The sequence below is a fragment of the Exiguobacterium artemiae genome (assembly GCF_033342815.1).
Classification (GTDB): domain Bacteria; phylum Bacillota; class Bacilli; order Exiguobacteriales; family Exiguobacteriaceae; genus Exiguobacterium_A; species Exiguobacterium_A artemiae_A.
Genome location: NZ_JAWPEN010000002.1, coordinates 108,095 through 134,411, shown reverse-complemented (window position 1 = coordinate 134,411; position 26,317 = coordinate 108,095). Strand labels below are relative to the sequence as shown.

General features: G+C 48.8%; 26 protein-coding genes. 13 read left to right on the top strand and 13 right to left on the bottom strand.

The window, feature by feature from the left end; all coding sequences use genetic code 11:
• Window positions 1-114 precede the first annotated feature (114 nt).
• Together crcB (R7V76_RS03305) and crcB (R7V76_RS03300) are read left to right on the top strand one after the other, a co-directional pair.
• Entirely contained in the window at window positions 115-516 is a 402-nt protein-coding gene (gene crcB, locus R7V76_RS03305) for a fluoride efflux transporter CrcB (RefSeq protein WP_114597122.1), read from the top strand.
• On the top strand, window positions 513-869 hold the full coding sequence (gene crcB / locus R7V76_RS03300; protein WP_318091243.1) for a fluoride efflux transporter CrcB: 357 nt from the start codon (window positions 513-515) through the stop codon (window positions 867-869). The genes crcB (R7V76_RS03305) and crcB (R7V76_RS03300) overlap by 4 nt, the downstream gene beginning before the upstream one ends.
• A gap of 62 nt (window positions 870-931) precedes the next feature.
• Here crcB (R7V76_RS03300) and R7V76_RS03295 read toward each other — a convergent pair whose 3' ends face one another.
• The 11 genes from R7V76_RS03295 to R7V76_RS03245 all read right to left on the bottom strand — a co-directional run bounded on the left by R7V76_RS03295 (window position 932) and on the right by R7V76_RS03245 (window position 13,392).
• A complete protein-coding gene (locus R7V76_RS03295; RefSeq protein ID WP_318091242.1) occupies window positions 932-1,786 on the bottom strand; it encodes a DegV family protein in 855 nt (284 codons plus the stop codon).
• A gap of 71 nt (window positions 1,787-1,857) precedes the next feature.
• Entirely contained in the window at window positions 1,858-2,886 is a 1,029-nt protein-coding gene (locus R7V76_RS03290) for an aldose epimerase family protein (RefSeq protein ID WP_114597125.1), read from the bottom strand.
• A 102-nt stretch (window positions 2,887-2,988) separates the two neighbouring features.
• On the bottom strand, window positions 2,989-4,671 hold the full coding sequence (locus R7V76_RS03285; RefSeq protein ID WP_318091241.1) for a LytS/YhcK type 5TM receptor domain-containing protein: 1,683 nt from the start codon (window positions 4,669-4,671) through the stop codon (window positions 2,989-2,991).
• 175 nt (window positions 4,672-4,846) lie between these two features.
• The gene (locus R7V76_RS03280; RefSeq protein WP_114597127.1) at window positions 4,847-6,160 is read right to left on the bottom strand and encodes a hemolysin family protein; all 1,314 of its coding nucleotides are present in this window, start codon (window positions 6,158-6,160) and stop codon (window positions 4,847-4,849) included.
• A gap of 34 nt (window positions 6,161-6,194) precedes the next feature.
• On the bottom strand, window positions 6,195-6,593 hold the full coding sequence (locus R7V76_RS03275) for a MerR family transcriptional regulator (RefSeq protein WP_012369183.1): 399 nt from the start codon (window positions 6,591-6,593) through the stop codon (window positions 6,195-6,197).
• 137 nt (window positions 6,594-6,730) lie between these two features.
• A complete protein-coding gene (locus tag R7V76_RS03270; protein WP_318091240.1) occupies window positions 6,731-8,863 on the bottom strand; it encodes a (Fe-S)-binding protein in 2,133 nt (710 codons plus the stop codon).
• Window positions 8,864-9,149: 286 nt separating this feature from the next.
• Entirely contained in the window at window positions 9,150-10,193 is a 1,044-nt protein-coding gene (locus R7V76_RS03265) for a zinc-binding dehydrogenase (protein WP_318091239.1), read from the bottom strand.
• Window positions 10,194-10,235: 42 nt separating this feature from the next.
• Window positions 10,236-10,676, bottom strand: coding sequence for an NUDIX hydrolase (locus R7V76_RS03260; protein ID WP_318091238.1), 441 nt, complete (start codon window positions 10,674-10,676; stop codon window positions 10,236-10,238).
• 72 nt (window positions 10,677-10,748) lie between these two features.
• Window positions 10,749-11,168: a hypothetical protein gene (locus R7V76_RS03255; RefSeq protein WP_290829231.1), complete on the bottom strand. Its 420-nt coding sequence runs from the start codon at window positions 11,166-11,168 to the stop codon at window positions 10,749-10,751.
• Entirely contained in the window at window positions 11,158-11,580 is a 423-nt protein-coding gene (locus R7V76_RS03250) for a DUF1934 domain-containing protein (RefSeq protein ID WP_318091237.1), read from the bottom strand. Before R7V76_RS03250 ends, R7V76_RS03255 begins: the two co-directional genes overlap by 11 nt.
• 111 nt (window positions 11,581-11,691) lie before the next feature.
• Window positions 11,692-13,392 carry a glycoside hydrolase family 13 protein gene (locus tag R7V76_RS03245; RefSeq protein WP_290829227.1) on the bottom strand — a complete coding sequence of 567 codons (1,701 nt, stop codon included), beginning with the start codon at window positions 13,390-13,392 and terminating at the stop codon, window positions 11,692-11,694.
• A gap of 370 nt (window positions 13,393-13,762) precedes the next feature.
• Between R7V76_RS03245 and R7V76_RS03240 the strand changes: the two genes are divergently transcribed.
• The 9 genes from R7V76_RS03240 (at window position 13,763) to R7V76_RS03200 (ending at window position 23,551) form a co-directional block, all read left to right on the top strand.
• A complete protein-coding gene (locus R7V76_RS03240) occupies window positions 13,763-15,202 on the top strand; it encodes an NAD-dependent succinate-semialdehyde dehydrogenase (RefSeq protein WP_318091236.1) in 1,440 nt (479 codons plus the stop codon).
• Window positions 15,199-16,824, top strand: a complete 1,626-nt coding sequence (locus tag R7V76_RS03235) for an acetolactate synthase large subunit (RefSeq protein ID WP_318091235.1) — start codon at window positions 15,199-15,201, stop codon at window positions 16,822-16,824. The genes R7V76_RS03240 and R7V76_RS03235 overlap by 4 nt, the downstream gene beginning before the upstream one ends.
• 5 nt (window positions 16,825-16,829) lie before the next feature.
• The gene (gene ytxJ / locus R7V76_RS03230) at window positions 16,830-17,156 is read left to right on the top strand and encodes a bacillithiol system redox-active protein YtxJ (RefSeq protein ID WP_012369172.1); all 327 of its coding nucleotides are present in this window, start codon (window positions 16,830-16,832) and stop codon (window positions 17,154-17,156) included.
• A 231-nt stretch (window positions 17,157-17,387) separates the two neighbouring features.
• A complete protein-coding gene (locus R7V76_RS03225) occupies window positions 17,388-18,920 on the top strand; it encodes a DHA2 family efflux MFS transporter permease subunit (protein ID WP_318091234.1) in 1,533 nt (510 codons plus the stop codon).
• A gap of 161 nt (window positions 18,921-19,081) precedes the next feature.
• Entirely contained in the window at window positions 19,082-19,378 is a 297-nt protein-coding gene (locus tag R7V76_RS03220; RefSeq protein ID WP_318091233.1) for a metal-sensitive transcriptional regulator, read from the top strand.
• Window positions 19,379-19,390: 12 nt separating this feature from the next.
• Window positions 19,391-21,523 carry a heavy metal translocating P-type ATPase gene (locus tag R7V76_RS03215; RefSeq protein ID WP_318091232.1) on the top strand — a complete coding sequence of 711 codons (2,133 nt, stop codon included), beginning with the start codon at window positions 19,391-19,393 and terminating at the stop codon, window positions 21,521-21,523.
• Window positions 21,520-21,726, top strand: a complete 207-nt coding sequence (locus tag R7V76_RS03210) for a cation transporter (RefSeq protein WP_318091231.1) — start codon at window positions 21,520-21,522, stop codon at window positions 21,724-21,726. Before R7V76_RS03215 ends, R7V76_RS03210 begins: the two co-directional genes overlap by 4 nt.
• 85 nt (window positions 21,727-21,811) lie before the next feature.
• Window positions 21,812-22,036, top strand: coding sequence for a hypothetical protein (locus R7V76_RS03205; protein WP_012369166.1), 225 nt, complete (start codon window positions 21,812-21,814; stop codon window positions 22,034-22,036).
• Between the two features lie 207 nt (window positions 22,037-22,243).
• Window positions 22,244-23,551, top strand: coding sequence for a globin-coupled sensor protein (locus tag R7V76_RS03200; protein ID WP_114597140.1), 1,308 nt, complete (start codon window positions 22,244-22,246; stop codon window positions 23,549-23,551).
• Window positions 23,552-23,618: 67 nt separating this feature from the next.
• On the opposite strand, the gene R7V76_RS03195 is transcribed toward R7V76_RS03200, so the two are convergent.
• Together R7V76_RS03195 and R7V76_RS03190 are read right to left on the bottom strand one after the other, a co-directional pair.
• Window positions 23,619-24,179: a class F sortase gene (locus tag R7V76_RS03195; RefSeq protein ID WP_318091230.1), complete on the bottom strand. Its 561-nt coding sequence runs from the start codon at window positions 24,177-24,179 to the stop codon at window positions 23,619-23,621.
• Window positions 24,180-24,198: 19 nt separating this feature from the next.
• A complete protein-coding gene (locus R7V76_RS03190) occupies window positions 24,199-24,993 on the bottom strand; it encodes a DUF4397 domain-containing protein (RefSeq protein WP_131503275.1) in 795 nt (264 codons plus the stop codon).
• Between the two features lie 233 nt (window positions 24,994-25,226).
• Between R7V76_RS03190 and R7V76_RS03185 the strand changes: the two genes are divergently transcribed.
• Complete coding sequence (locus tag R7V76_RS03185) at window positions 25,227-25,685, top strand: Lrp/AsnC family transcriptional regulator (protein ID WP_290829208.1); 459 nt, start codon at window positions 25,227-25,229, stop codon at window positions 25,683-25,685.
• Window positions 25,686-25,691: 6 nt separating this feature from the next.
• Window positions 25,692-26,273, top strand: coding sequence for a LysE family translocator (locus R7V76_RS03180; RefSeq protein ID WP_290829205.1), 582 nt, complete (start codon window positions 25,692-25,694; stop codon window positions 26,271-26,273).
• Window positions 26,274-26,317: the final 44 nt, after the last annotated feature.

The following is a 26,317-nucleotide window of genomic DNA, read 5'->3' as shown; positions in this document are numbered from 1 at the left end:
TCTTATCGTCCATTTTAGAGAAGACGTGAAGCGTTCCCGCTAACTTTCATAACTTGACGCTTGTTTTCAGAAAGGCGTATGGTGAATATAAAACTGACAGAAAGGCGGCTTTTGATGTTATATATATTAGTCGGACTGGCTGGTATCCTCGGTGCTTCCGCCCGTTATGGTCTCAGCCTTCTCGTCACTCATTTTGCCGTCGGAACGTTTCCGTGGGCGACATTAAGCATTAATCTGATTGGCTGTTTTATCTTAGGGTATGCGACCCACTTTTTATTTAAGACGACGTTGCTTCATCAATACGCGATGACGGCGCTCGGAACCGGTTTCGTCGGTTCCTTTACGACATTTTCAACGTTCAGCGTCGAATCGGTCGAACTGTTACGGGCAGGGTTTTACGGTTATGCCTTTGCCTATATCAGCATCAGTTTGTTCGGCGGTTTGTTGATGTCTTATCTTGGCTACACCCTCGGAACAAGACGGTTACGTCTGTTTCAGAAGGAGGACGCCTCATGAATCTTGTTGCTCTTGCGACCGGTGCCTTTTTTGGCGCCATCAGCCGGTTTGCCGTCAGCCAGTGGATGAAAACATTTTGGAAAAAGGATTTTCCGCTCGCGACATTCGTCATCAATACCCTCGGCTCTTTTTTACTCGGTCTCGTCATCGGTTCGCATCTGGATTCGACATGGATGTTATTGCTCGGAACGGGTTTTCTCGGTTCCTTTACGACGTTTTCGACGTTTAAGCTCGAGACGCTGCAACTCGTTCAGAATCAAAACAGAAACACGCTGGTCCTTTACCTCGGATTCAGCTATCTCCTTGGCATCAGTGCCGCATTTTTAGGAATCATTGTTTCATTGAACATCTAAAAAGAACCAGGACTTGCCCCCGCACACGGGAACAATTCCTGGTTCTTGTTCGTTCTTATTTTTTAGTCATTCAGCCAGAACAAGCCAACCGTTTCTGCACCGGCATGTGTGCCGATCGCCGGACCAAACGTGCCGTCGAGCACCGTCAGTTCCGGGAATTTAGCTGCGACCTGTGTCCGTAAATCCGCTGCCATCTCAGGTGCCATCGTCGTCGCGACATAAATCCGGTTTTTATAAAACGTATGCTGACGCATCGCTTCTTCGACCTGTTTGATGATTTCGATGTAGGCTTTTTTCAGGGAACGGGCTTTTTTAAACGGAACGATTTTTCCCGATTCATCCGTCGTGATGATTGGTTTAATGCTGAGCAGGTTGGCGAGGAACAAATCACCGGACGAGACACGTCCACCGCGGCGCATCGTCTCCATGTTCCCGACAATCATATAAAAGTGCGTTTTTTTCGCTAACGCTTGTAAAGCCGCCGTAATCTCTTCGACCGACTTACCTTCCGCTTCCAGTGCCATCCCGTAACGGATGAACTCCTGCTGGTTTTCAAACGCCGTATGCGAATCGATGATGTGGACCGGGAAGCTCGCCGCTTCCGCTGCTGAAGCGGAACTTTGGACCGTGCTCGACAGACCATTCGTACAGTGGACCGCAATCGCACAATCGTATCCTTCTTCTTTTAAGCGTTCATACGTCCCGACGAATTCCCCGAAAATCGGTTGTGACGTTTTGGCGACCAGCTTTTTATCTGCTTCCAGTGCCCGAAACAACCGTTCGACCGTAATCGTATCTTCATTGTAGGCTGTCTCACCAAGCAAGATTTGAATTGGTACGACATTCACACCGATTGCTTCCGCCTCTTCTTTTTTGAAATAGGCCATACTATCGGTCACCCATGCTATTTTAGTCATTTTCCTATGCCTCCGTTAGATTCTTCTCGCTTTATCCTACCACATTCGCTTCGGATGTCAGCAAAAAAACGTTACTGCACTCGACTAAATTGGAACGTCGTCCGTTTTTCATAGACCTCGCCGGCACGTAAAACAACAGACGGAAAATCGGGCTGATTGATGGCGTCCGGCAATCCTTGTGTTTCGAGACAAATTCCGAGATACGGTGTCGCCCGTCGCCCGGCAATCGTAAACTCACCGGCCAAATGGTTTCCGGTATAGACGACGACACCCGGCTGATCGGTTTCAACACGTAAAATCCGACCACTGACCGGTTCCTCCAAGACGATTTCACCGCCTTCTTTTAATAAAAACGGATGGTCAACACCGCTGCCTGCCTGGCGCAACGCTTCGTCACTCGCATGTGTCACTTCATACAACGAGCGGGCTGTCCGGAAATCAAAGACCGTCTCGTTAACGGATAAAATCTCGCCTGTCGGAACAGACTCTGCATTTAACGGGACGTAAAACGGGGCATCCATCCGGAGACGGTGCTGCTCAATCGTTGTTTTCGCATTTCCTGTCAAATTAAAATACGTGTGGTTCGTCGGACTGAACGGTGTCGAGGCCGTCGTCGTCGCCTGGTACGTCATAATCAAAGCGTCGTCATCCGTCCAGTCGATTGTCAACCGGACATCGAGTTGACCCGGATAACCGTTTTCTCCGTCCGGGCTCGTCAGGAGCAGATGTAACTGTTCACCATCGATTTCATAATCAAAAAACCGGTTCGACCAGTTGACGCTTCCTCCATGAAGGTGATGTTCTCCTTCATTTTGTTCCAGGATGTAGTTCATCCCTTCTAATGCAAACGCACCGTTGGCGATCCGGCCGCCGACCCGACCAATCGTTGCCCCCAAATGGTGAGGATCTTCTAAATATTCTTCCATATCATCAAAGGCCAAGACGACGTTCTCAATTGTCCCGTGTTGATCCGGAACACGGATTGCCGTGATTTTCCCGCCCAGATTGAGTAATTCCACGCTGTGTCCGTTACGATTCATCAATGTAAAAGCGATGATCGGCTGTTCGCCGGAAAAACCGACTTCTTTTGTTGTAATCATGCGCTTATCCTCCTGTATCGATCTACTCTTGCTTTCATTTTTACCCAGGATTGGCTAAAAAAAAACAATCGTTCAATTCCGGTAATCCGAATCAAACGATTGTTACACCTGGTCAGTCGTAAGAGGCAGCACTAGTTTCAGCCGTGTTCCACCGGGACGGGAATGAATCATACAACTCGCCTGTTCACCGTATCGCCGGTGAAGGGCACGTCGTAATAAAAATAAATTACTTGTATCCGTTTTTTTATCCTGCTCCCAGCGCTTCAGGAATTCAGCCGGTACGCCGACTCCGTTGTCCGATACTTCAAGCACCCAGTGTGTGTCTTCCTGAAATGCCCGGACATCAATCCGGTGATACGGACCGTTTTGTGGAAAAGCATGACGTAATGCATTATCGACCAGCTGTGTCACGAGCAACGGAAAAACAAAATGTTCTTCAACGGTCGTCTCGATGTCTAAATCAATCGTGACCGCTGCCGGTGTCAATGGATGGTGGCGGCGGATTCCTTCTAACGACAAGTACGATTTTAAGGTCAGTAATTCTTCACGCAAAGGATACAAATCGATTCGCCGTGCCGTCGTGAGCAGCTGCCGCAAAGCACCGAGCTGATGTTTGACCGGGCTATCCGGATCCGCTGTCTGATGGATTTCATCGACGATACCGAGCAGGTAGTTCGGACTCAGAATCGGTTTGATGCTGGTGTTTGGAAATTGATTCAGTTGCTCTTCTTGGTGAACGACGAGTTCGCGTGCCAGGAGATCCACCAACTGTTCCATCGTCCGCTCCATCGTATCATCGAACAGATGGGCCGGAAACCAACAGACGATGCCCGCTTTCTTCCCCTCGATGAGTAGTGGATGAAACGAAACGATTTGACGCGTCAACTCATCTTCCGACCGGTAAACGACAGCTGTCTCCACCCAGTCCAAAATCGTCTGATGCCGGAACAAATCGGCTGTATCGTGTCCCGTCCGGACATCAGCCAAAATCCCATCCGGTCCAAGCAAAACGACCCGATTGATTTTCGTTTCTTCCAGGATGGTCGATCCGATTTGCCGAGCGACATCAACCGTCATGCCATTTTTACGTAGCGGACGAATCGCATCCAGTAAACGATAGGAACGTGCGGATTCGCGAACAAACAATTCGTTCTCGAGCTTCAATTGCGTCCGTAAGATGGCGATGAAGACACTGATTCCGACTGCATTCGTAAACAACATCGGGAAAACAGCTTGACGCGTCAGCTCCAGAACACGAGCCTGGTCCGGTGCCAAAATCAATGCGACTCCGATATCGAGAATGACGGCACTTAAGACGATGCCGATCGGTTGGAGCAGGGAATAACCGTCTTTCCTGCGCCACTGGCGGCTGTACACCCCGCTCAACAATCCGGTTCCGACCGCAATGATCCAAGCCGATTCCGCACCGGATGCACCGAGATAATAGCGGTGAAATCCGACCAGTAAACCGGTCAAACCACCGACGAGCGGTCCCCCCAGCAGACCGCTGGTGACGATGATCGTCAATCGGGTGTCGACAATCCATTGCTCCGGTGAAACGGCTAACCCGAGTAACGGATCAATCGTTTTATCAGCCGAAAGACCAATTCCGGCATAGTTCATCAAAATACCCGATACAACAAACACACTCAGTAAAATAAAACGATGACTGCGGCGCGACGACGTTTGAAACAAATGGCGTGATATGCGCCATTGTGACAATAAAAAAGCCAATAAGGCTAACATGCCTAAGCGGCTGAGTAAAAACGGGATTTGCTCGAGCACTGGACGTCTCCCTTCTCAAAAAAATAATTTTTCCTCTCCTTACTCTTTCCCGCTCCCGCCCCCGTTTCCCTACCAACGTGTTCATTCTTTGCACATTCGTTTTAAACTTCATTTTCCGACCGACGTCTTACCGAAAAAAAAAGCGTCTTTCGTACGAGACGAAAGACACTTCAGATTATTCTGCTCGTTCGAGCGGATGTAACCATAATTTGATTTGATTGATCTGATAGTTTTCCATCTCCATCACTTCGACCGAGAAGGATTCCGTATCAATGTGTTCTCCCGGTTGCAGATCGATGTTGTGCATCTGAATCCAACCACCGATCGTATCGACGTCTTCATCGTTCGTAAACGTCAGACCGAATCGGGCTTCGAGATCTTCAAGCAACACGGTACCGGCAACGAGGTATTCATTGTTCGGCAACTCCTGGATTTCTTCGACTTCATCCGTATCAAACTCGTCGCGGATTTCACCGACGATTTCTTCGAGTAAGTCTTCCATCGCGACGATTCCGGCCGTTCCGCCGTATTCGTCAACGACAAGCACAATGTGCGAACGCGTCTTCTTCATCTTCCGCAACGTATCTTGGAGCGACGTGACTTCCGAGACGACCGGTAAATCCTTCACATAATGTGTAACCGGATGATTGTTTCCGTTGGCGAAATCCGTCAACATCTCCTTGACGTTGATGTAACCGAGAATCCGGTCTTTATCATTTTCTTCCGTCACCGGATAACGGGTAAACGGATTATCCATGAAGATTTCCATCAGCTCGTCTTTTGACAACCGTTCTGAGATTGTCGCCATCCGCATCCGCGGCACCATCAAATCTTTGACGACATGCTCGTCAAACGCAAACACGTTCTGCATCAGTGCGAGTTCCGTCTGATTGATTTCTCCGCTTTGAAAACTTTGTGCCATGATGATTTTCAATTCATCTTCTGAGTGGGCTTGTTCGTGACCAGCCGGTTTGACACCGAATAATCCAAGGAAAAAGCGGGCCGAACCATTGAGTAACCAAATGAACGGATACATGATTTTCCCGAAAATGTACAGTGGACGGGCAAACAACAACGTCATCTTTTCCGCGTATTGAATCGCAAGTGTCTTCGGTGCCAGTTCTCCGATGACGACGTGTAGGAACGTCACGGAAACAAAGGCAATCCCGAACGACAAGAAGGTCGAGACGGCAGCCGAGACACCGAATTCATCAAACACCGGGTGCAGGATTTTTTCGACGGTCGGTTCACCGAGTGCCCCAAGACCAAGTGCTGTCACCGTGATTCCCAGCTGACAGGCCGACAAGTAATAATCGAGGTCTCCGGCAATCTTTTTCGCCAGGATGGCACTCTTGTTTCCTTCCTGAATCATTTGATCCAGACGGGACATCCGTACCTTAACGACCGCAAACTCTGATCCGACGAAAAACGCGGTCAACACGATCAATAACACCACTAAAAATAAATTAATAAATAATATAGTATCCAAAATCCCCTAAACAGGGGTCACCTCCATTTTATTGTTACAGCTGAGCAATCAGGGAAGCAATCAATGTCAGACGTTGAGACAGTTCGAGACGAATCTCCTGTTTCTCATAGTCGGTCGATTGCAATAAACGCTGTTCGAGCCCGTTGACGCTTTCTTGAAGCTGCTGCACTTCTTGATAAATGGCATCACCCGTTTTGACTTCACGCTCCGTGAAGAAAGCAAGAATCTCTTGCAGGGACAGCCGTTGTGTCTTTAAATACTCAATCTTTTGAATATGCTGGACGACATCTTCCGTATACAAACGATAACCAGCCGGTGTCCGCTCTGTTGTTAATAAACCGAGCGATGTATAGTAGTCGATGGTCCGTTTTGATAAGCCGGTGGCCTCCGCGACCTGACCGATTTTAAGCAACGCCTTCCCAAAGATCCTCACCTCCCTCTCATTAAATAATGCTTTTATCATACCACGGTTAAACCGTACACAACAACGTTATGCTTATTAGGCACCTTTAAAAAACGCCCCCTCTTTCTTAGAGGGGACGTTCCGTTTGCTCAAGCTATTTTTTTAACTTAGTTTGTTACCGCTTCCTTCATCGGTGTTCCGACGATTGACCGTTCGAGCAGTTCGACGACATCATACGTCGCAACCTGCTCGTCGACTTCTTTCGCCTTCGTTCCGTCACTGAGCATTGTCAGGCAGTACGGACAAGCCGATCCGATGACGGACGGCTGGACCGTCAACAACTGTTCCGTCCGGGCGACGTTGACCCGGGCGCCGACTTTTTCTTCCTGCCACATCATCCCGCCTCCGGCTCCGCAACACATGCCTTTTTCGCGGTTACGTTCTGTTTCGACAAGCGTGATGCCCGGAATCTTCTCTAAAATATAGCGTGGTGCATCGTAAATATCATTGTAACGGCCGAGGTAACACGAATCATGGTAGACGACCCGTTCGCTGACATCATGGATCGGTGTGATCCGTTTGTCGTCAATCAACCGGGCGAGCAGTTCCGTATGGTGATAGACTTCGACGTCCGGACTGAGACCAAAGTCCGGATACTCGTTTTTGAACGTATTATAAGCATGCGGATCGATCGTGACGATCTTTTTAACATCATATTTCTCAAACGATTTGATGTTCGCCTCCGCCAGTTCCTGGAACAGCACTTCGTTTCCAATCCGCCGTGGTGTATCGCCTGAGTTTTTCTCATCGTTTCCGAGAATCGCAAACGAGATGTTCGCTTCGTTCAGGATCCGCGCAAACGCCATCGCAATTTTTTGGCTCCGGCTGTCGTACGACCCCATCGCGCCGACCCAGAAGAGGTATTCGAACTCTTCGCCGGCTTTTTTCTTCTCTTTTGCCGTCGGCACGACCAGCTCTTCACGCGTCTTGCGCCAGTTTTCGCGTTCTTTCCGGTTCATTCCCCACGGATTTCCTTGACGTTCGATGTTGGCCATCGTCCGTTGCATTTCCGGGTCCATCTTTCCTTCCATCATCACGAGGTGACGACGGAGATCGATGATTTTATCAACGTGTTCATTCATGACTGGACATTGATCTTCACAGTTCCGGCAAGTCGTGCAAGCCCAAATCTCTTCTTCCGTGATGACATTGCCGATTAATGAATCCGGTACGACATCCATCTGCCCGGCTACGGCAAGTGACGCGATTTGATTGCCTTGTGATCCTTCGAAGGCGAACGCCGGTGCCCACGGTGATTTTTGGGTGATGGCGGCTGTTTTCATATTGAGATGATCGCGCAGTTTAACAATCAGGTCCATCGGTGACAGCATTTTTCCGGTTCCGCTCGCTGGACACATATTCGTACAGCGGCCGCATTCAACACAGGCATATAAATCAACGAGTTGCTTTTGGTTGAAATCTTCAATCCGGTTAACCCCGAAGCTGAATTCCGCTTCGTCGTCTTCCGCTTCTTCCATCACCGACAGATCGATCGGTGCGAGACGCCCGACTTTTGATGTCCGGCCGAGCCAGACGTTGGCAGTTCCGGCAATCAAGTGGGCGTGTTTACCTTGCGGGATATAGACCATGAAGCTGAGTAAGAACAGCAAGTGGGCCCACCAAAAGAAGACAAACAATCCGAAAGCGACTTGCTCTGGTACCCAACTGAACAGGAAGGCAATTGCTGACGCGACCGGTTCACCGAACGTCGAATGATTTTCATAGACCAGGAAAAATCCGTTTCCGAACAGCACGGCGACCATCAGACCACCGATGAAAATCAAGGCCAGACCGGCCATGAAGTTCCGTTTCAGACGGACCAGTTTCTCGACATAGCGGCGGTAGAATCCCCAAACGACCGCAACCAAAATGACGAGCATGACGATTTCCTGGAAAAACGTAAAGATTGGATAAAGTGGACCGAGCGGAATATGCGGGAACCGTTGTCCGACGGCAAGTCCCTTCCAGATGAAATCAATCGCCCCGAATTGGACGAGTAAAAATCCGTAAAACATCATGACGTGAATCGTTCCGCTTTTCTTATCCTTCAACAGTTTCTTTTGTCCAAAGACGTTGACGAGCACCGCGTTCAGACGTTCTTTGTTCGTCAGCGTCCATTCCGCTTTTTTCCCCCGGCGAATCGCTTCGTACCGGCTCTTGACGAGCGTGACGAATAAGTAGCCCGCATATCCTGCGACGAGCAGGAAGGCGATCCAGTTAATCAGTAAAAATGTCCCCATGAAACAAGCCCCTTTCCCCCTAAAGCCATTATTTGATATGAGTATAGCATATAATGAATGGCTATTCATTCATTATTTTACTGTTTTTTCTGACGGACTGTTAGAACGGGGTATTCCGTACAAAAAAACGTGTTTCCTCCCTCGCTTTCCTCAGGCGAGGCGTAAGCCGCGCCTCCTTTGTCCAAAGGACTTGGAGTCGGGTCTTACCTGCCTCTGACAGCGCGGATAAACGCGCTGTTTCCTGTAGGAGTCGAGTGAGTACACACGTTTTTTAAGCAAAATTTTTCTAGCGTTGATCCGGTATTAACACGATCTTTCCGAGTTTTCCTGTTTCTTTAAAGTAGCCTTGTGCTGCCGCTGCTTCTTCCAGTGGAAACGTCCGATCAATGACCGGTTCGAGTTTCCCGTCCGCAATTGCTTTAAGCATCCGTCCGAATTCAGCTCGTGTACCAAGCACTGAACCGTAAAACGTCAAATGCTTCAGATACAGCGTCCGAAAATCGAGGTTCGTCTGTTGTCCACCGGCCGAGCCGGAAATACAAAACTTGCCGCCGTTTTTCAGGACCGCCAGAGTCGTCTTGAATAACGCATCCCCGACGACATCGAGTACGGCGTCAACTGGTCCGCTGTTAACAGCAAGGATGTCTTCTGTCAATTGATCGGAACGGTAAGACACGACGTGTTTCGCCCCAAGACGCTTCAATTCCTGTTCCATCTTCATGTCGCCGACAACCGCAATGACGTCCGCCCCGAAAACCCGCGAAGCGATTTGAACGTTCAACGAGCCGACACCGCCGCTTGCTCCCGTTACGAGAACGGTTTGTCCCGGTTGCAGCTGGAGTTGCTCGTTCATATGCCATGCCGTCAAGCCACTGACGGAGAAAACAGCACTTTTGACGTAATCGTCAAGCGGCATCTCGTAACAGAGCGCTGCCGGCCAGACGACATACTCGGCGTATCCTCCGTCATATTCTGAGCCGATGAACGCCATATCTTCACTGATATGTTCCGTCCCGTCTGCGCCACCCGAGGTAAAGGGAAATAGGACAACGTCTTGACCGATTCGTGATTTATCAACACCGTTCCCGACTTCAATGATCCGTCCGCTAATATCAGAACCCGGGACACGCGGAAATTGAACGCCCTCCGGTTTCCAGCCCGACTCACGGTCCGTTCCGTATGCCCCTTCGCGCATCCAGATTTCCGTATTGTTGATCCCGCAGGCCTTAACCTCGACCAGTACTTCCCCGGCATCTGGTTTCGGCATCGGACGTTCCACAACTTCGAGTTGCTCGACACCTCCGTATCCGTTGACTTGAACAGTTTTCATCTTATCGCCTCCGTCTCTTACTTTCTCTACTCTCTTACCCCGTTACCAAACCATTTGTTCATACAGATAATAAGATTTCGATGTTCCGCTCAAATAATCTTTTAACGGTTCCAGTACGTCACGGTTCAGGATATACTCTCCGAGCTGCTCAATCGGTACCCACTGATTAGCGACGACTTCCCGGTCAGGATCATCTGGTAACAACTCGCCTCTGACTGTGCACTCAAAATAGGTGACGAGACTGTGAGCGTTAAACTGTTCGATGAAATTTTCCGTGACGTAAGCCAGTTCGAACGTTTCAACAGACAGGCCGGTCTCTTCTTTCATCTCCCGTTCCAAGGCTTCTTTCAGCGTCTCACCGTCTTCAATCACACCACCCGGTAGACTCCAGACGGCTTCCGCTCCTTCCGCCTGGTTTTGAACGAGTAAAAGCTGGTTCTGCTGTCTGACAATCCCGACTACAATCCGGTATAACGTTCTCATGAGAAACCTCCTTTTATTAAAAAAAGCAGTTCCCTTCAAAATTTCTTTGAATGGAACTGCCGTGGCACATACTTATTCTAATCCGAGCGATTGCGGTAATTTTACAGCACGCGCATACGCCGTTTTGTAATCTTTTTTTGCGACAGCCTGTTCGACTTCGCGGATGGCCGGATGATTTTCTTCCGAAAACGCTCCTAAAATCGTCAAGTACCGTTCGTAGACCGAATCATCTTCTTTACGGGCATGAAGCAATGCCGTATAGAGCATGACCGTATCTTCTCCGTACAGGACCGGTAAGTCTTCGTTGATCAACAGCAACGAATCAATCGCGTCGGAATCGACCTTCGAATTGTATTCTGTCATGACCTGTTCTGCCAATGCTTCGAGTTGATCGCGCCATTCATTGTATTTCGGCTCGTCATTTTCGAGCCACTCGAACCAATCTTCTTCGAGCATCTGTTCCATTTCTTTTACGGTTTGTTCAAACGCCATGTGTTTCACTCCGTTCCCAAGTTAATTCAATCGTATACAGGCCGACCGGCTGATGGTTCATCATCAGATCGTACTGGAATTGCATCCGTTGTTCTGTCATTTCAATCGTCGCCGTGTCCGTCTCCATCACCATTTGGCCAAACTGGCTCTCGTAACCGCTTTTGGTTTTTTGACCCAAAATGAAGACGTGGTGCATCGAGACCGGACCTTTCCGGTTCAGGGCAACCTGATCGTGCGACCACTTGATGGTCGTATCAATCGGTTGTTCCTCTTCTTGCATGAATTTCAGAGCAAACCCGTCTTTTGTTTCAAACAAGGTCCCTTCTGCTTCTAATTCAACGGACTCCCGCATCGCGTCATCTTGAATCGATGTCACTTGGCGCAGGCGGACCGGGTAACGTACTGGTTTCACTTCTATCACCTCATCGTCTAGCGTACACGATTTTCTTCTGTCCTGCATCTTCTTGATTTCTTTTCGCGACAGCAAAAGCTGGATTTGGCGTCTGCCAAATCCAGCTTTGTTTTAACGTACGCGGTACAGACGGGCTTCAAACGGTTGAAGCGTCAATTCTGTTCCTTCGTGGTATGTCGTCTCGTAGTTCGCGAGCATGATGTTATCCGAATGGAGGATGATGTCGGTATCGACTTCCGCCACTTCGTCTTTCAGGTTCGTGACGATCAGGAACTGTTCGTTTCCGAGCGTCCGCGTGTACCCGTAGACTTTTGTATCTTCCGGAAGAATGAGATCGTATTCTCCGTAAATCAACGTTTCTTCCATCTTCCGGATTTGAATCATCCGTTTATAGAAGTTAAGAATCGAATCTTCATCGGCTTGTTGCGACGCAACGTTAATGTCGGCAAAGTTCGGATTGACGCCGAACCATGGCGATTGTTCCGAGAATCCACCGTTTTGTTCATTCGTCCACTGCATCGGTGTCCGTGAATTGTCACGTGACGAGTTCCAGATGACTTCCATGATTTCTTCGTGGGTTTTCCCTGACGCGAGTTGCATGTCATACATGTTTTTCGTTGCGACATCGTCGTAATCCGAGATATCCGGGAACTGGACGTTCGTCATCCCGATTTCTTGCCCTTGATAGATGAACGGCGTTCCCTGCATGAAGAAGTACATCATCGCAAGCGACTTCGCACTCTGTTTCCAGTACTGTCCTTCATCTCCCCAAAGTGAAACGGAACGGACCTTGTCGTGGTTTTCAAGATAAAGTGCATTCCAGCCTGTTTCTTCAAGCCCTTTTTGCCATTTTGTTAAGACATTTTTCAGCTTGACGACGTCGACACCTTTTTCAGCATCCGCTCGCCAAAGATCCATATGTTCGAACTGGAAGACCATGTTCATCTTACCGTTTTCTTCGCCGACCCAGAGATCCGCTTCTTCCGGTGTTACACCGTTCGCTTCACCGACCGTCATGATGTCGTATTTCGAAAACGTCTCGTTTTTCAATTCTTCAAGGTATTCGTGGATTCCTTCGACATTCATGTGCATCTCAAACGATGGCACGTGCGGCATCCCGAGTGGATTCGGAAGATCCGCGTACGATTGATCTTTGTTGATGTGGCTGATCGCATCGATCCGGAATCCGTCGACCCCTTTATCGAGCCACCAGTTGATCATTGTATAGACGGCCTGACGCATGTCTTTATTACGCCAGTTCAAGTCCGGCTGACGGCGTGAGAAGACGTGGAGGAAGTATTGTTCCGTTTTTTCGTCGTATTCCCAAGCCGAGCCTCCGAAAATACTTTCCCAGTTGTTCGGTTCGCCGCCGTTGACGGCATCTTTCCAGATGTACCAATCTCGTTTGTCGTTGTCTTTTGATGAACGCGACTCAAGGAACCACGGGTGTTCATCCGACGTATGGTTGACGACCAAATCAAGCAGGACTTTGATGTCACGTTTATGCGCTTCTTCCATCAATAAATCAAAATCGGCCATTGTTCCGAATTCGTCCATGATGTCCTCGTAATCACTGATGTCATATCCGTTGTCATCATTCGGTGATTTAAACATTGGGCAAATCCATAATACATCGACTCCGAGATCTTTCAGATAATCCAATTTTGCGATGATACCCGGGATATCGCCGATTCCATCATTGTTTGCATCATAAAAGCTGCGTGGATAGATTTGGTAAGCAACGGCTTCTTTCCACCAAGCTCGTGTAAGTGTTTTTTGTGCCGTTTCTGGGCGCGGTATCATTTGTGTCATTGTGGATAAATCCTCTCGTATTTCAGTCTTTGTTGTCCGTTTTTTTATAGTAATCCTTGATTTTTTATATCGTTTCTCGGTAGATTTCATTTAAGCGCAACCGATTGCGCAATTACCCTGTATTTATCTTATCAAACCTGTTTGGAATGTCAATGATTCGAGACATTCTCCAGCACTTCACATACATGTCTAAATTTTAATTATTTACGAATTGTTATTGAAAAAATACATTACATTTACTGAATTATCCTACACTGTTTATCGGTCAATTTCTAGCCTTTTGCACAACCTTTTTCGGAAAAGTGAATCTTTTTTTCAATCTTCGGGTATATCCTTAACAATGCGAATTAAAAAGGGGGATTTTGTAATTATGAAGGGACAGTTTTTGATCAATGGACAATGGCTCGACCAGGGACGTGAACGGACGGTTGTCAAAAATCCGGCGACTGGGGAAGTTGTCGGCAGTGTACCGAACGGAACAAAATCCGATGTCAACGATGCGGTTGAAGCGGCTCATAAAGCTTTTCCGGAGTGGTCGAAGCGAACCGTTTATGAACGGGCAGCCCTTCTCGAAAAACTGTATGCCAAGATGCTTGAGAAAAAAGACGAATTGGCCCGCTTGATGACACTCGAGATGGGAAAACCGCTTGCGGAGTCGGAAGGTGAAGTCGAATATGCGGCAAACTTCGTCAAATGGTTCGCGGAAGAAGGAAAACGGTCATATGGGCGGATCATCCCGACACATGATGCCACTAAACGCCTCCACGTCATCAAACAACCGGTCGGGGTCGTCGCTGCGATTACCCCATGGAACTTCCCGGCTGCGATGATCACCCGGAAATTGGCACCGGCGCTCATCGCAGGCTGTACGTTCGTTTTAAAACCACCAACGGCTACTCCATTGACAGCGCTCCGGCTGCTTGAACTCTGTCAGGAAGTCGGGATTCCGGACGGCGTCGTCAATGCCGTGACCGGAAGCGGAAAAGACCTGGGTGAATCTCTCGCTACCCATCCACATGTCGCTAAAATTACGTTCACCGGGTCGACGGAAGTTGGTCGGACGCTGATGGCACAAGGTGCAGAAACCATCAAAGCCATGTCACTCGAACTTGGCGGTCATGCTCCGATTCTTGTCTTTGACGATTGCGACCTCGATCTTGCCGTCCGAGAAACGATTAAATCGAAGTTCCGCAACGGTGGACAGACGTGTGTCTGCGGCAACCGCATTTATGTTTCGGATTCCATCTATGATGCGTTCGTCGAAAAACTCGGTCAGGAGACAGCCAAGTTGAAAACCGGGAACGGGCTCGACAGCGAAACGAAAATCGGTCCGATGATTAATAAATCCGGTTACGATAAGATCAAAAAACATGTTGATGATGCGACATCGGCGGGTGCCCGCGTTGTCACCGGCGGATCAGGACAAACGGATGACGACAACGAAGTCTACTACTATGAGGCGACCGTTCTTGCGGACGTCACGCCGCAGATGCTGATCATGAATGAAGAGACATTCGGTCCGGTCGCACCTGTCCAGCGCGTCAGTTCGGATGAAGAAGCTGTCCATTATGCCAACCAAACGCCGTTTGGTCTTGCATCTTACGTCTTTACGAACAATTATGCCCGCGCTTTTAAAGCCATTGAGCATCTCGATTACGGGATTGTCGGATGGAATGACGGGGTGCCTTCAGCTGCACAAGCACCGTTCGGCGGTATGAAACAATCCGGTGTCGGCCGTGAAGGCGGATCGGAAGGTCTTGAAGCCTACCTCGAGACGAAGTATGTATCAATTGGCGGACTCGACCAATGAACGCGGCCGAACGATTCGTCCAGTGTCTCGAAGCCGAGGGGGTCACGCACATTTTCGGCGTTCCCGGTGAAGAGAACATCACCTTACTTGAAGCAATCAGCAAATCAGATATCACGTTCATCACGACACGTCATGAGACGAACGCTGCCTTCATGGCCTCAATGTTCGGCCGGTTGAGCGGACGTCCCGGTGTCTGTCTGTCGACGCTCGGTCCCGGCGCGACCAACATGATGACGGGGATCGCCAGCGCGACGATGGATCACTCCCCTGTCGTCGCCATCACCGGACAAGGTGCAACGTGGCGCCAGCATAAAGCGTCCCACCAAATGTTTGATTTGGTCGAGATGTACCGACCGATTACCAAATCCAGCACATCGATTGTTTCCGGCGAAGTCATTTCAGAAGTCGTTCGCCAGGCTTTTGCAAAGGCTGTTTCCGAAAAGCCCGGTGCGACCCATTTGTCGTTCCCGGAAGATATTGCGAAGGCCGATGTCGATGCCAAAATGTCCTTTTTACAGGACAGTCCCCCGACTTTCCTGCATCCGACATCCGTGACTGACAGTGATGTCCTGTTACGAATCGAACAGGCAGAACGTCCGGTCGTGATTGCCGGATTCGGAATCAACCGCAGCGGGGCGACAGAAGCTTTCCGCGCTTTCGCCGAACGATTGGGGGCTCCCGTCGTCGAGACGATGATGGGAAAAGGCGCCTTGTCTTCGTTACACGAGCTGGCCGCCCATACGATCGGCTTGCCGAACGCCGATTACAATCAACGGATTCTTGATCAAAGCGATTTAATTATCGCGGTCGGCTACGATATCACGGAACTGCCACCTTCGAAATGGAATCCGGAACGGACACCTGTTTTGCACATTGATACCAATCCGCATGAAATTGATCAATTTTATCCGGTTGTTGCAAATTTGATCGGCTCGATCCCGGATATTCTGCACCTGCTTTCGGAAAGCATTCCGAATCGTGCCTGGACCGGCTGGCAACAGGACCGCGACCGCTTGCGGCAAGAAATCCAGGCGACGTATTCCCTCGCCCTCCCGCTCCATCCTCAAAGCATTGTACGTGAACTCGAGCAGGCAACCGGCGAGGACGGCATGATTTTTTCCGATGTCGGAGCGCATAAAATATGGCTCGGACGACATTTTCAAACGACCCGTCCCAATCAATTGTTCATCTCTAACGGGTTTTCTTCGATGGGCTACGGCTTGTCGAGTGCGATTGCCGCTAAACTGTTGCACCCGGAACAACGTGTCCTCTGCGCTTCAGGAGACGGTGCCTTTTTAATGAACGGCCAGGATCTCGAGACGGCTGTCCGGCTCAAGTTGCCGATCGTCGTCATCATTTGGCGCGACGGTACCTACGGGTTGATTGAATGGAAACAACAGCAAGCTTACGGTCGTGCACCTTATATCGAATTCGACAATCCGGATCTCGTTCAACTGGCTACCGCCTTTGGTGCACTGGGTCTGCGTGTCGGGGAACACGGTACTCTATCCAGTTGTCTCGAACAGGCTTTTCTGAGTGACGGACCCGTTTTAATTGACTGTCCGGTCGATTACAGGGAAAATCTGAAGTTAAGTGACCGTCTACGGACTTATGGAGGCTGATAAAAATGACTCAACTCAGAAAACTACAATCGATTTCCGACTTCGACCAATTCGTTTCCGAACACCCAACATTTGTGATTTGTAAACACAGTACGACTTGCCCGATCAGTTCGGCCGGTTTTTCCGCCTATACGAAATATGCGGATGAGACAGCAGTTCCGACTGCCTATTTATTGATTCAGGAAGCACGGACGTTATCGAATCACATCGCAGAACATTACAACGTCCGGCACGAATCACCGCAGGTCTTGTACATTCAAGACGGACGAGCAGTCTGGACGACTTCTCACTATGACATCACATCAGACGCTTTACACACACATGTCGGGTAATCCGACCCCGTTTCGCCAAACGTGCGCTCTCTCCTGTTGCAGTTTACACAGGAGAAAGCGCACGTTTTTTAATGAACCAACGTTCGATTCACGCCCGTCTCCTTCACAAAAAATAAAATTACCTTTCTTAGCTATTAATATTTGTAATTCAAGCTAAATCAGATTAAGATAGACAACAGATATAACGACCGTATAGAATTGTGTACTGTTAGTTCATTAAGGAGGAAAACCATGTCACATGAAAAATCTGCTACCGCTCGTCCCCCTTACGGCATCCTTGCCGTATTGATGATCGGTGCCTTTATTGCATTCTTAAATAACACCTTACTCAACATCGCCTTACCTTCGATCATGAAGGATCTGGAGATTGAAACGTCAACGGTCCAGTGGTTATCGACCGGTTTCATGCTCGTCAACGGGATTTTGATTCCGACTTCTGCTTTCTTGATTCAAAAATTCTCGGTCCGCCGTCTGTTCCTGCTCGCGATGACACTGTTCTCTGCGGGTACGATTCTTGCAGGATTTGCGGACGCTTTCCCGGTCCTGCTTGCCGGACGGATGATCCAGGCTTCCGGATCTGCAATCATGATGCCGCTTCTGATGAACGTCATGCTCGTCAGCTTCCCGATTGAAAAACGCGGAACGGCGATGGGCTTCTTCGGCCTCATCATGATGGGGGCTCCTGCGATCGGACCAACCCTATCCGGTTGGATCATCGAACATTACGATTGGCGGATGTTGTTCCACTTCATTACACCAATTGCTTTGATTGTTCTCGTTGCCGGCTTCGTCCTGCTTCGTGACGTCAAAGAACGTTCTGACGCAAAACTCGACTTTATGTCCGTCGTCTTATCTTCATTCGGATTCGGCGGTCTTCTGTACGGTTTCAGCTCTGCCGGTTCAAAAGGTTGGGATAGTCTCCAAGTCATTTTAGCGTTAGTCATCGGGGTCGTTGCACTCGTGACGTTCATCATGCGTCAATTGAGAATGGAACGCCCAATGCTCAACTTCAAGATTTACCGTTATCCGATGTTTGCTTTATCGTCCGCCATCTCGATCGTCGTGACGATCGCCATGTTCTCCGGGATGTTATTGTTACCGATTTATGTTCAGACGATTCGCGGTATTTCTCCGCTTGATGCCGGTCTGATGTTACTGCCTGGTGCGATCCTAATGGCGGTCATGTCACCAATCAACGGAAAACTGTTCGATAAAATTGGCGGTCGTCCACTCGCCATCACCGGCCTGTTCATTACGGTTGTCACAACCTATCTTTTCAGCCAACTTAAAATGGATACGACGTATACTCATCTAATCGTCCTTTATTCCCTCCGGATGTTCGGGATGTCAATGGTTATGATGCCGGTCTCAACAAACGGTTTGAACCAATTACCGACCCGTTACTATCCGCACGGGACAGCGATGAATAATACGTTGCAACAAGTCTCGGGTGCCATCGGAACAGCGTTGCTCGTTACGATTATGTCGACGCATGCAAAAACGCGTGGTACGGAACTCGCACAAGAAGCAGCGAAAAACATGACGAGCCAACCAACAGCGGAAGCTGCTGCCGCGATGAAACAACAAATCGTGATGCAGGCAACGCTTGATGGAATCAACTATGCGTTCTTCATCTCAACGTTCATCGCCGGTCTTGCGTTTGTCCTCTCGTTCTTCATCAAACGGTCGACACAAGCGGAAGATATCATCAGCAATCGTTCATTGAACGAACAAATCATTAAACCGCAAGTTTCCAATCAATAACATGATTCGTTGTTGAGCCAACAGCGTACCAGAGCAAGGGACTGACTTTTGAGTCAGTCCTTTTTCATTTGGTTTTTTCAAGCTCTAACCTTTATACTGGTACCCCCTACACCTATATGATATACTCGGTGTATCAACTAATTCGGAAAAGAGGTGTCCTCATGACACACGATCATCCCCTTGTTCCCCGTTCACCCGAGGAACAAGATGCTTTGATGAAACGATTAAAACGAATTGAAGGTCAGGTCCGCGGTATTGCCAACATGGTCGCAGAAGACCGGTATTGTATCGATATCCTGACCCAGACCGCATCGATTCAAGCGGCGCTCCGCCAAGTCGAGTTGCAGGTCATCGAACGCCACGTCAAAATGTGTATGCACGATGCCGCAACCGGCAAACAGGATACGGATATCTACGTTGATGAATTGATGGCCGTCATTGCTCGTCTTAAGAAGTAAGGAGGGATTGTCATGTCGAAAAAGATGGAACTGAATATCGAAGGCATGACGTGTGCTGCCTGCTCCGCCCGGATTGAAAAGGTATTGAACCGGATGGACGGAGTCGAAGCCACCGTCAACCTGCCTCTCGAAACAGCCCGGATTGCCGTTCCGGAAGAGATGGATGAACAACTGATTTTAGATAAAATCAAAAAAATCGGTTACGGTGCCAGCATTAAGACGACACCACACGAACAGGTGCAGAATCGACGGATGCTTTACCGCTTTTGGATTGCCGCTTTGTTGTCCCTGCCGTTACTGCTCAGCATGGTATCGCACATTCCGAACAGCCCGATTCATCTGACCGTACTCATGAATCCATGGATTCAGTTCGCCCTGGCGACCCCGGTCCAGTTCATCATCGGTGCGCCTTTCTATGTCGGCGCTTATAAAAGTCTTCGCAGCGGAAGTGCCAACATGGATGTCTTGGTCGTACTTGGAACGTCCTCAGCCTATTTCTATTCCGTTGCGGAAATGATGATTCACCCGGCGATGCCGAATCTCTACTTTGAGACGAGCGCTGTCCTGATTACGCTCGTGCTGCTCGGGAAAGTGCTGGAGGATCGTGCCAAACAACAGACGACCGGTGCCATCAAAAGTCTCCTTTCCTTACAAGCGACGGATGCCGTCGTGTTGGAACAAGGTGTCGAACGGACGGTTTCGCTCGATCAGGTCCAACCCGGTATGCAGTTGATCGTCAAACCCGGTCAAAAAATCCCGGTCGACGGCATCATCACAACGGGTGATGCCTATCTCGATGAATCCATGTTGACCGGCGAACCGCTTCCGGCTCATAAAGGAACCGGTGAGGTCGTGATTGGCGGCACCTTGAACACGAACGGATACCTGACGATTGAAGCGACGAAAGTCGGTCAGGAGACGATGCTCGCCGGCATCATCCGTGTCGTCGAACAAGCGCAGACGGAAAAAGCCCCCATCCAGCGTCAGGCGGACCGGATTTCCGGAATCTTCGTCCCAATCGTCGTCGCCATCGCCCTTGTGACACTTGCCGTCTGGTGGTGGACGACCGGCTCGTTCGCCGAGGCGATTCGTCCGGCCATCGCCGTTCTTGTCATCGCCTGTCCTTGTGCTCTTGGGCTCGCCACTCCGACATCGATCATGGTCGGGACCGGCAAAGGTGCGGAACACGGTGTTCTGTTCAAGGGCGGTGCCCAACTCGAATCGTTGCAGCACGTCGATGCGGTTGTCTTTGACAAAACAGGAACATTGACGATCGGACGTCCGGTCGTCATCGAGACGTTTGGACAGGAACAGGCACTGGATTTTGCAGCGGCTCTTGAAAAAAAATCGGAACATCCACTCGCTCATGCGATCACGGAAGAGCGCGACGTCGTCTTTGATATCGAACATTTCACCGTCGATCCCGGACGCGGTGTCCGCGGGTCGATTATGGGACACGATGTCATGGTCGGATCGGTACGGATGATGCAGGAGCACGGTCTTTCCCTTCCTGACTGGACATCAAGCGGTGCGACGGTCGTCTATGTCACCGTCAACGGTATAATCGAAGCCGGATATGCCATCCGCGATGAATTGAAACCGACGACGCAACAGGTCATTCAGGAAATTCAGCAGACAAAAACGGTTTACCTGTTGACGGGAGACCGTCGCGAAGTCGCCTTACAACTCGCGACCGAGCTTCAGATACCGCACAGCCATGTTTTTTCCGACGTTCTGCCGATTGAAAAAGCCGATCATATCAAAGCCCTTCAAACAAACGGACAGCGTGTCGCGATGGTCGGAGACGGTATCAATGATGCACCGGCTCTTGCGACAGCCGATGTCGGAATCGCCCTCGGCAGCGGGACCGATGTCGCTCTTGAAGCGGCGGACGTCACGTTACTCGGACATGATCTGCAGCAAGTCCTCACGGCCATCCGGCTGAGCGAGCAGACGATGAAAAACATCCGGCAGAATCTGTTTTTCGCACTCGGTTACAATGCGATCGGGATTCCGGTTGCCTTCCTCGGTCTGCTTGCCCCTTGGGTCGCAGGTGCCGCAATGGCATTCAGCTCTGTCTCTGTTGTCACAAATGCGTTACGCTTAAAACGTATTCCACTATCCAAAGGAGGAAACCAATCATGAAAGAAACTACTTTAACTGTCATCGGGATGACATGCAACCACTGTAAAGCCAGCGTCGAATCGGCGTTAAACGAACTCGACGGTGTCACGAATGCAACCGTCTCACTTGAAGAAAACAATGTCACGGTCACACACGAAGACGTCGCAACAGAACGTCTTGTCGAAGCGATTGAAGAAATCGGCTATGACGTTCCGACCGCATAATTTTTTTAGCTAAACTGCGTGCAACATGCAGTTTGGCTTTTTTATTTTGAAAAAAACGGGAATGGTTCTACAAGGAGGGGTTCGTATGGTACCGAAAATCGAATTCGTAGAACACTTCGATGACAATAAAGGAAAACGATTTAAAATCGAACTTTGGAATCTCGGAACCTTCACATTCAGTGCTGAATCAGCCAAAGGACCTGTCACCCGGTTTACGTCCATCGACATTCAATTCGTCCAGACCTGTGTAAGTCGGATGCGATCGATTGTCGATGCCCAAAAAGCGTTCCAAGAAGATCAACCGGTTTAAATCAACGTTTGACATATATAGCAGGTACCCTTCGTTTCAGAAGCGGTCATTCCACTCATGGTCCTTGATCATGAGTTTTTTGATTTCAGGTCAATACTTTATTCACATCTGACAAATTCTTTAGAAAATGATTATCAGAGTTCTTAAAACAGCCGATAACAAATAAGACATTAAAAATCTTAATTCCAAGAAAATCGGGGGCATATCGTGCGCAATCCATTTAAAGCTAAATCATCGATGTCGACCTATCAGGCGACAATCGGATTCCCAGACAAACGACTAATTACTAAAACCAGTGATCCGACCTTAACCGGACGCCTGGAATACATGGGTTATACGGAAGAACATCTGCAAACGCTAAAAGCAATGGCGCCTGTCGTCAACAGCATTTTGGATGAAGTGCTCGAGCAAGTACTTGATCATTTGCTTCTTCATCCTGAAATGGTTCAAATCGCTCAAAATTCATCGACACGCGAACGTCTGAAAAAAGTCTTTGCCGACTATTTCGGCAGTTTATTGACTGGTAACATGGATGATAAGTTCTTGGCGATGCGGACACGGATGGGAAAAACCCATAACCGTAACTTCGTCCCGGTGACCTGGTTCATCGCTTCTTACGCAGCATTTAATACGTTATTGATTCCGAAAATCGTCGAACACTTCCAACATGATCCGGCACAGTTGACGAATGCGATTCTTGCACTGAATCATGCGATGAATCTCGATGCTCAGATCGTGACAAGCCAGTATGTCGATGCCCGCTTGCATGAAGTCAGTGCAGCCAACGAATCACGAAGCCGTCTGTTGCAGGACGTCGTCCGTGTCAGCCAGGAAGTCGCAAGCACCGTCGAACAGACGGAAGTAGCGATTTCCGAGACGAGCCGCCGGGCGACACAAATCCTATCCGAAACGGATCAAACGGAAAAAACAAGCCGTAATCTGGTCGGATTGACGTCAGAAAATGAGACGAAAATGGATAAAATGGAGCAACAGTTTGTACAGGCAACGGAACAGGTCAGTACTTCATTGACAAGTATCCAGCAACTGAAAACGACATCAGACGAAATCGTCAAGATGACACAAGGCATCGAAGATATTGCCAATCAGACGAACTTACTTGCCTTGAATGCTTCGATTGAAGCGGCTCGTGCCGGTGAACACGGTAAAGGATTCTCTGTCGTCGCCATCGAAGTCCGTAACTTGGCAGAAAATGCGAAATTACTCAGCAGCAGTATCAATACGTTGATTCAAAAAAATAACGGTAACATCAATGAACTCGTTTCCCAAATGGATGACATCACCCGGTCAAATTCTGCTTCCCGTAACGAACTTCAACAAGTGAAGAGCGGTATCCATACTGTTAAACAGGAAATGGAAAACTATCTGGAGATGTTCGGTCGCAATAAAAACGACTTAAGCCAAATCGTTCAAACGATTCAAGGAATCAGTCAGACGACCCAAGGATTGTCTGCCTTAACGACAGATCTCGTTGCCGCTTCTGAAGTCAATGCTTGAGGAAGTCAATGCTTGAGCAAACGAAATAAACGAAGGGACCTCTCCGTTAGCGGAAAGGTCCCTTCGTTTATTGTTCCTGTTCGGCGGTCACAACCAATCGCTGATCGTATCCTTTTGATTGGGTAAACGTTCCGACACAGGTGATTAACGTTAAACGTTGTGCAAGTGTCGCACCAAAAATGGATCCGACAGGTGCCTGGTCAACGGGATAAGACATTACGTTCGTCACCACGTATGAAACCTGTTCTCCCGTTTTAGAACTTACTTCAATCCGTTGTCCCCGTTTCACTTTTGCCAAGTCATAAAAGACAGCCGGACCATCCGTATCATCTAGATGTCCTGCCAAAATGACATTGCCGGTCTGATTGGCCTTTGCCCCGTATTGGTACCAACCGACTTGATCCGTCTGCTTCGGAACATCCATCCGTCCCTGATCATCTTTTCCAACGACTTCAATCTTTGCATTCACATCGATTGCCGGGATTTTTAAACGGTTCGGTATGAATGTTTCGACGGCTTCTGCTTTTGAATCAGACTTTGGTGCCGGTGATTCGACGACAGGTGGTGCCGGTTCCTCAGAGCGCGGCGGAGAAGCCTCTTCTGCTCCTCCACACCCTGCAAGCACCACGGTGAGAAATAATAAGAGATTACGCGTTTTGTTTACGACGGACGACATAAGCTGTCCCAACCAGCGCTGCTCCAGCAAGTGCTACGAGTGCCCAAGTTGTTGCCATCGAAGAATTTTCAGTTGTTCCGCCAAGACCAGTGTCCGGCATTGCTGCCATTTCACCGCCGTCCGGAATCAGGAGAACGTCAAAGGCCGGTTCGCCTTCAAGGAGTCCGATTGCGAGTGCTGTATAGTTTTTACCACTGTCGAGTTTGATACCGTCGAGTGCTTTAACGACATCCGTTGCACCGGCTGGTCGTACTTCAAGATCATACGTACCGGCATCCAGTGTACCGTAGTCAGAGACTTTCGAGAACTCGAGGTCGCTGAAGAGCGGATCTCCACCTTTTGGTGCGACATCAACGGCTGGTGCATCCGGTGCAAAGTGAGCGACACGGACCATTGATTTTCCATCTTCGCCTTTGCCGTTATCTTCCATGACAGCAAGTTTGATATCTGCCAATTTACCGATTGCGGCTACAGAATAGAATTTTCCGGCTTCGATGTTGAGTGTTTGAGAAAGTACAGGATCTTTTGTTGTACCGGCTGCGAAGACTTCTACTTTATGTTCTCCGGCTGGGAGAGTGAGATAATCTGTGACTGCTTTAAACTCTGCTCCTGAGACTGCTTTTTTGCCATCGACGGCGATGTCCACTGCGGGAGCATCAGGTGAAGCGTGAATCACACGAACCATTGCATCGTCTGCTGCACCTACAGGGAGCACAAATAGTGCGAATAGCAGAGCAGCTGTGACGAAAGATAAGAGTTTCTTCATCTTTTTTCCACCTCTCATGTCATGATGTATTTCGCTCTCAAACCAACAAATTCATTCCTACATTTTACCTTCAACGAAAAAATATTTTACTTGTGGTGACATCTTAAATTTAAAGTAATATTTCAAGTCTGTAAATGTCTGAATGTGCTTTTTCCGCCAAAAAATACACATTGCCTTTTCTTTAGAAATCAAATAAATTAAATATAAAACAATAGAAAAGAAGGTTTTTGTACATGAATACATTAGATTCGAAGATAATTAAGTCACTTATGCAAGATGCCAGAATCAAGTGGTCAACGCTTGCAAAACAGGTTGGTCTGTCTGCTCCTGCCGTGTCAGACCGGGTAAACCGCCTGCAAGAACAGGGTATCATCCGCCGTTTTGAGACGGTACTCGATCCTGCTAAACTCGGTTATGACCTTGGCGCCTTCGTCGCTGTCTCCTTGGAGCGTCCCGAACATCGAGATCCATTTTTGCAACGAGTCCAAGAGTTGCCCTATGTCCTTGAATGTCATCACATCGCCGGCGAAGATGACTACCTGCTCAAAATCCGTTGTCGCAATACCGAAGAACTGGACGACATCATCACGAACCACATCAAAAGTTTACATGGCATTTCCCGGACAAAAACGACGATTATCATGCGGACTTTAAAAGAATCCACTGCCTTGTCAATTCTTCCGGAGGACTGATCCGGGATGATAAATGGATTTTGGATTGGCTTAGCCATCGCTGCACCCGTTGGTCCAATCGGTCTACTCTGCATGAAACGCACACTGCAATTCGGACGACGCTATGGATTCTTCTCCGGTCTCGGAGCAGCGACGGCTGATTTGATTTACGGACTGATTGCCTTATCCGGTTTGTCCGTGATTCAGGTATTCGTGACACATACGGCGCCCCTTCAAATTGCCGGCAGCCTGTTCCTCTGTTATTTCGGAGTGAGAACACTAAAGAGTACAACCGCTGTTCCGTTGCGTAAACCGACCAGCTCTTTAACTGTTGCCTATGGATCGACACTCTTTCTCACGTTGATGAATCCGGTGACGATTATTGCATTTTTGGCAATTCTCGCCCGCTTTCAGGAAACTACAGTATCTCCAATCAGCTTACTGATCGGAATTTTTCTCGGTTCAGCCGGTTGGTGGTTATTTTTAAGTCAGTTGATGCACCTTCTAAAAAAACAACTTTCTCCTGCGTTCTCCCGCTCGATTCAATATCTGTCGGCTGTTCTTTTAATCAGCTTCGGTATTTACGGACTATATGAACTTCTCGTGTGACAAAAAAGGTCAGATTCCGCAAAAACGGATCTGACCTTTTCCTC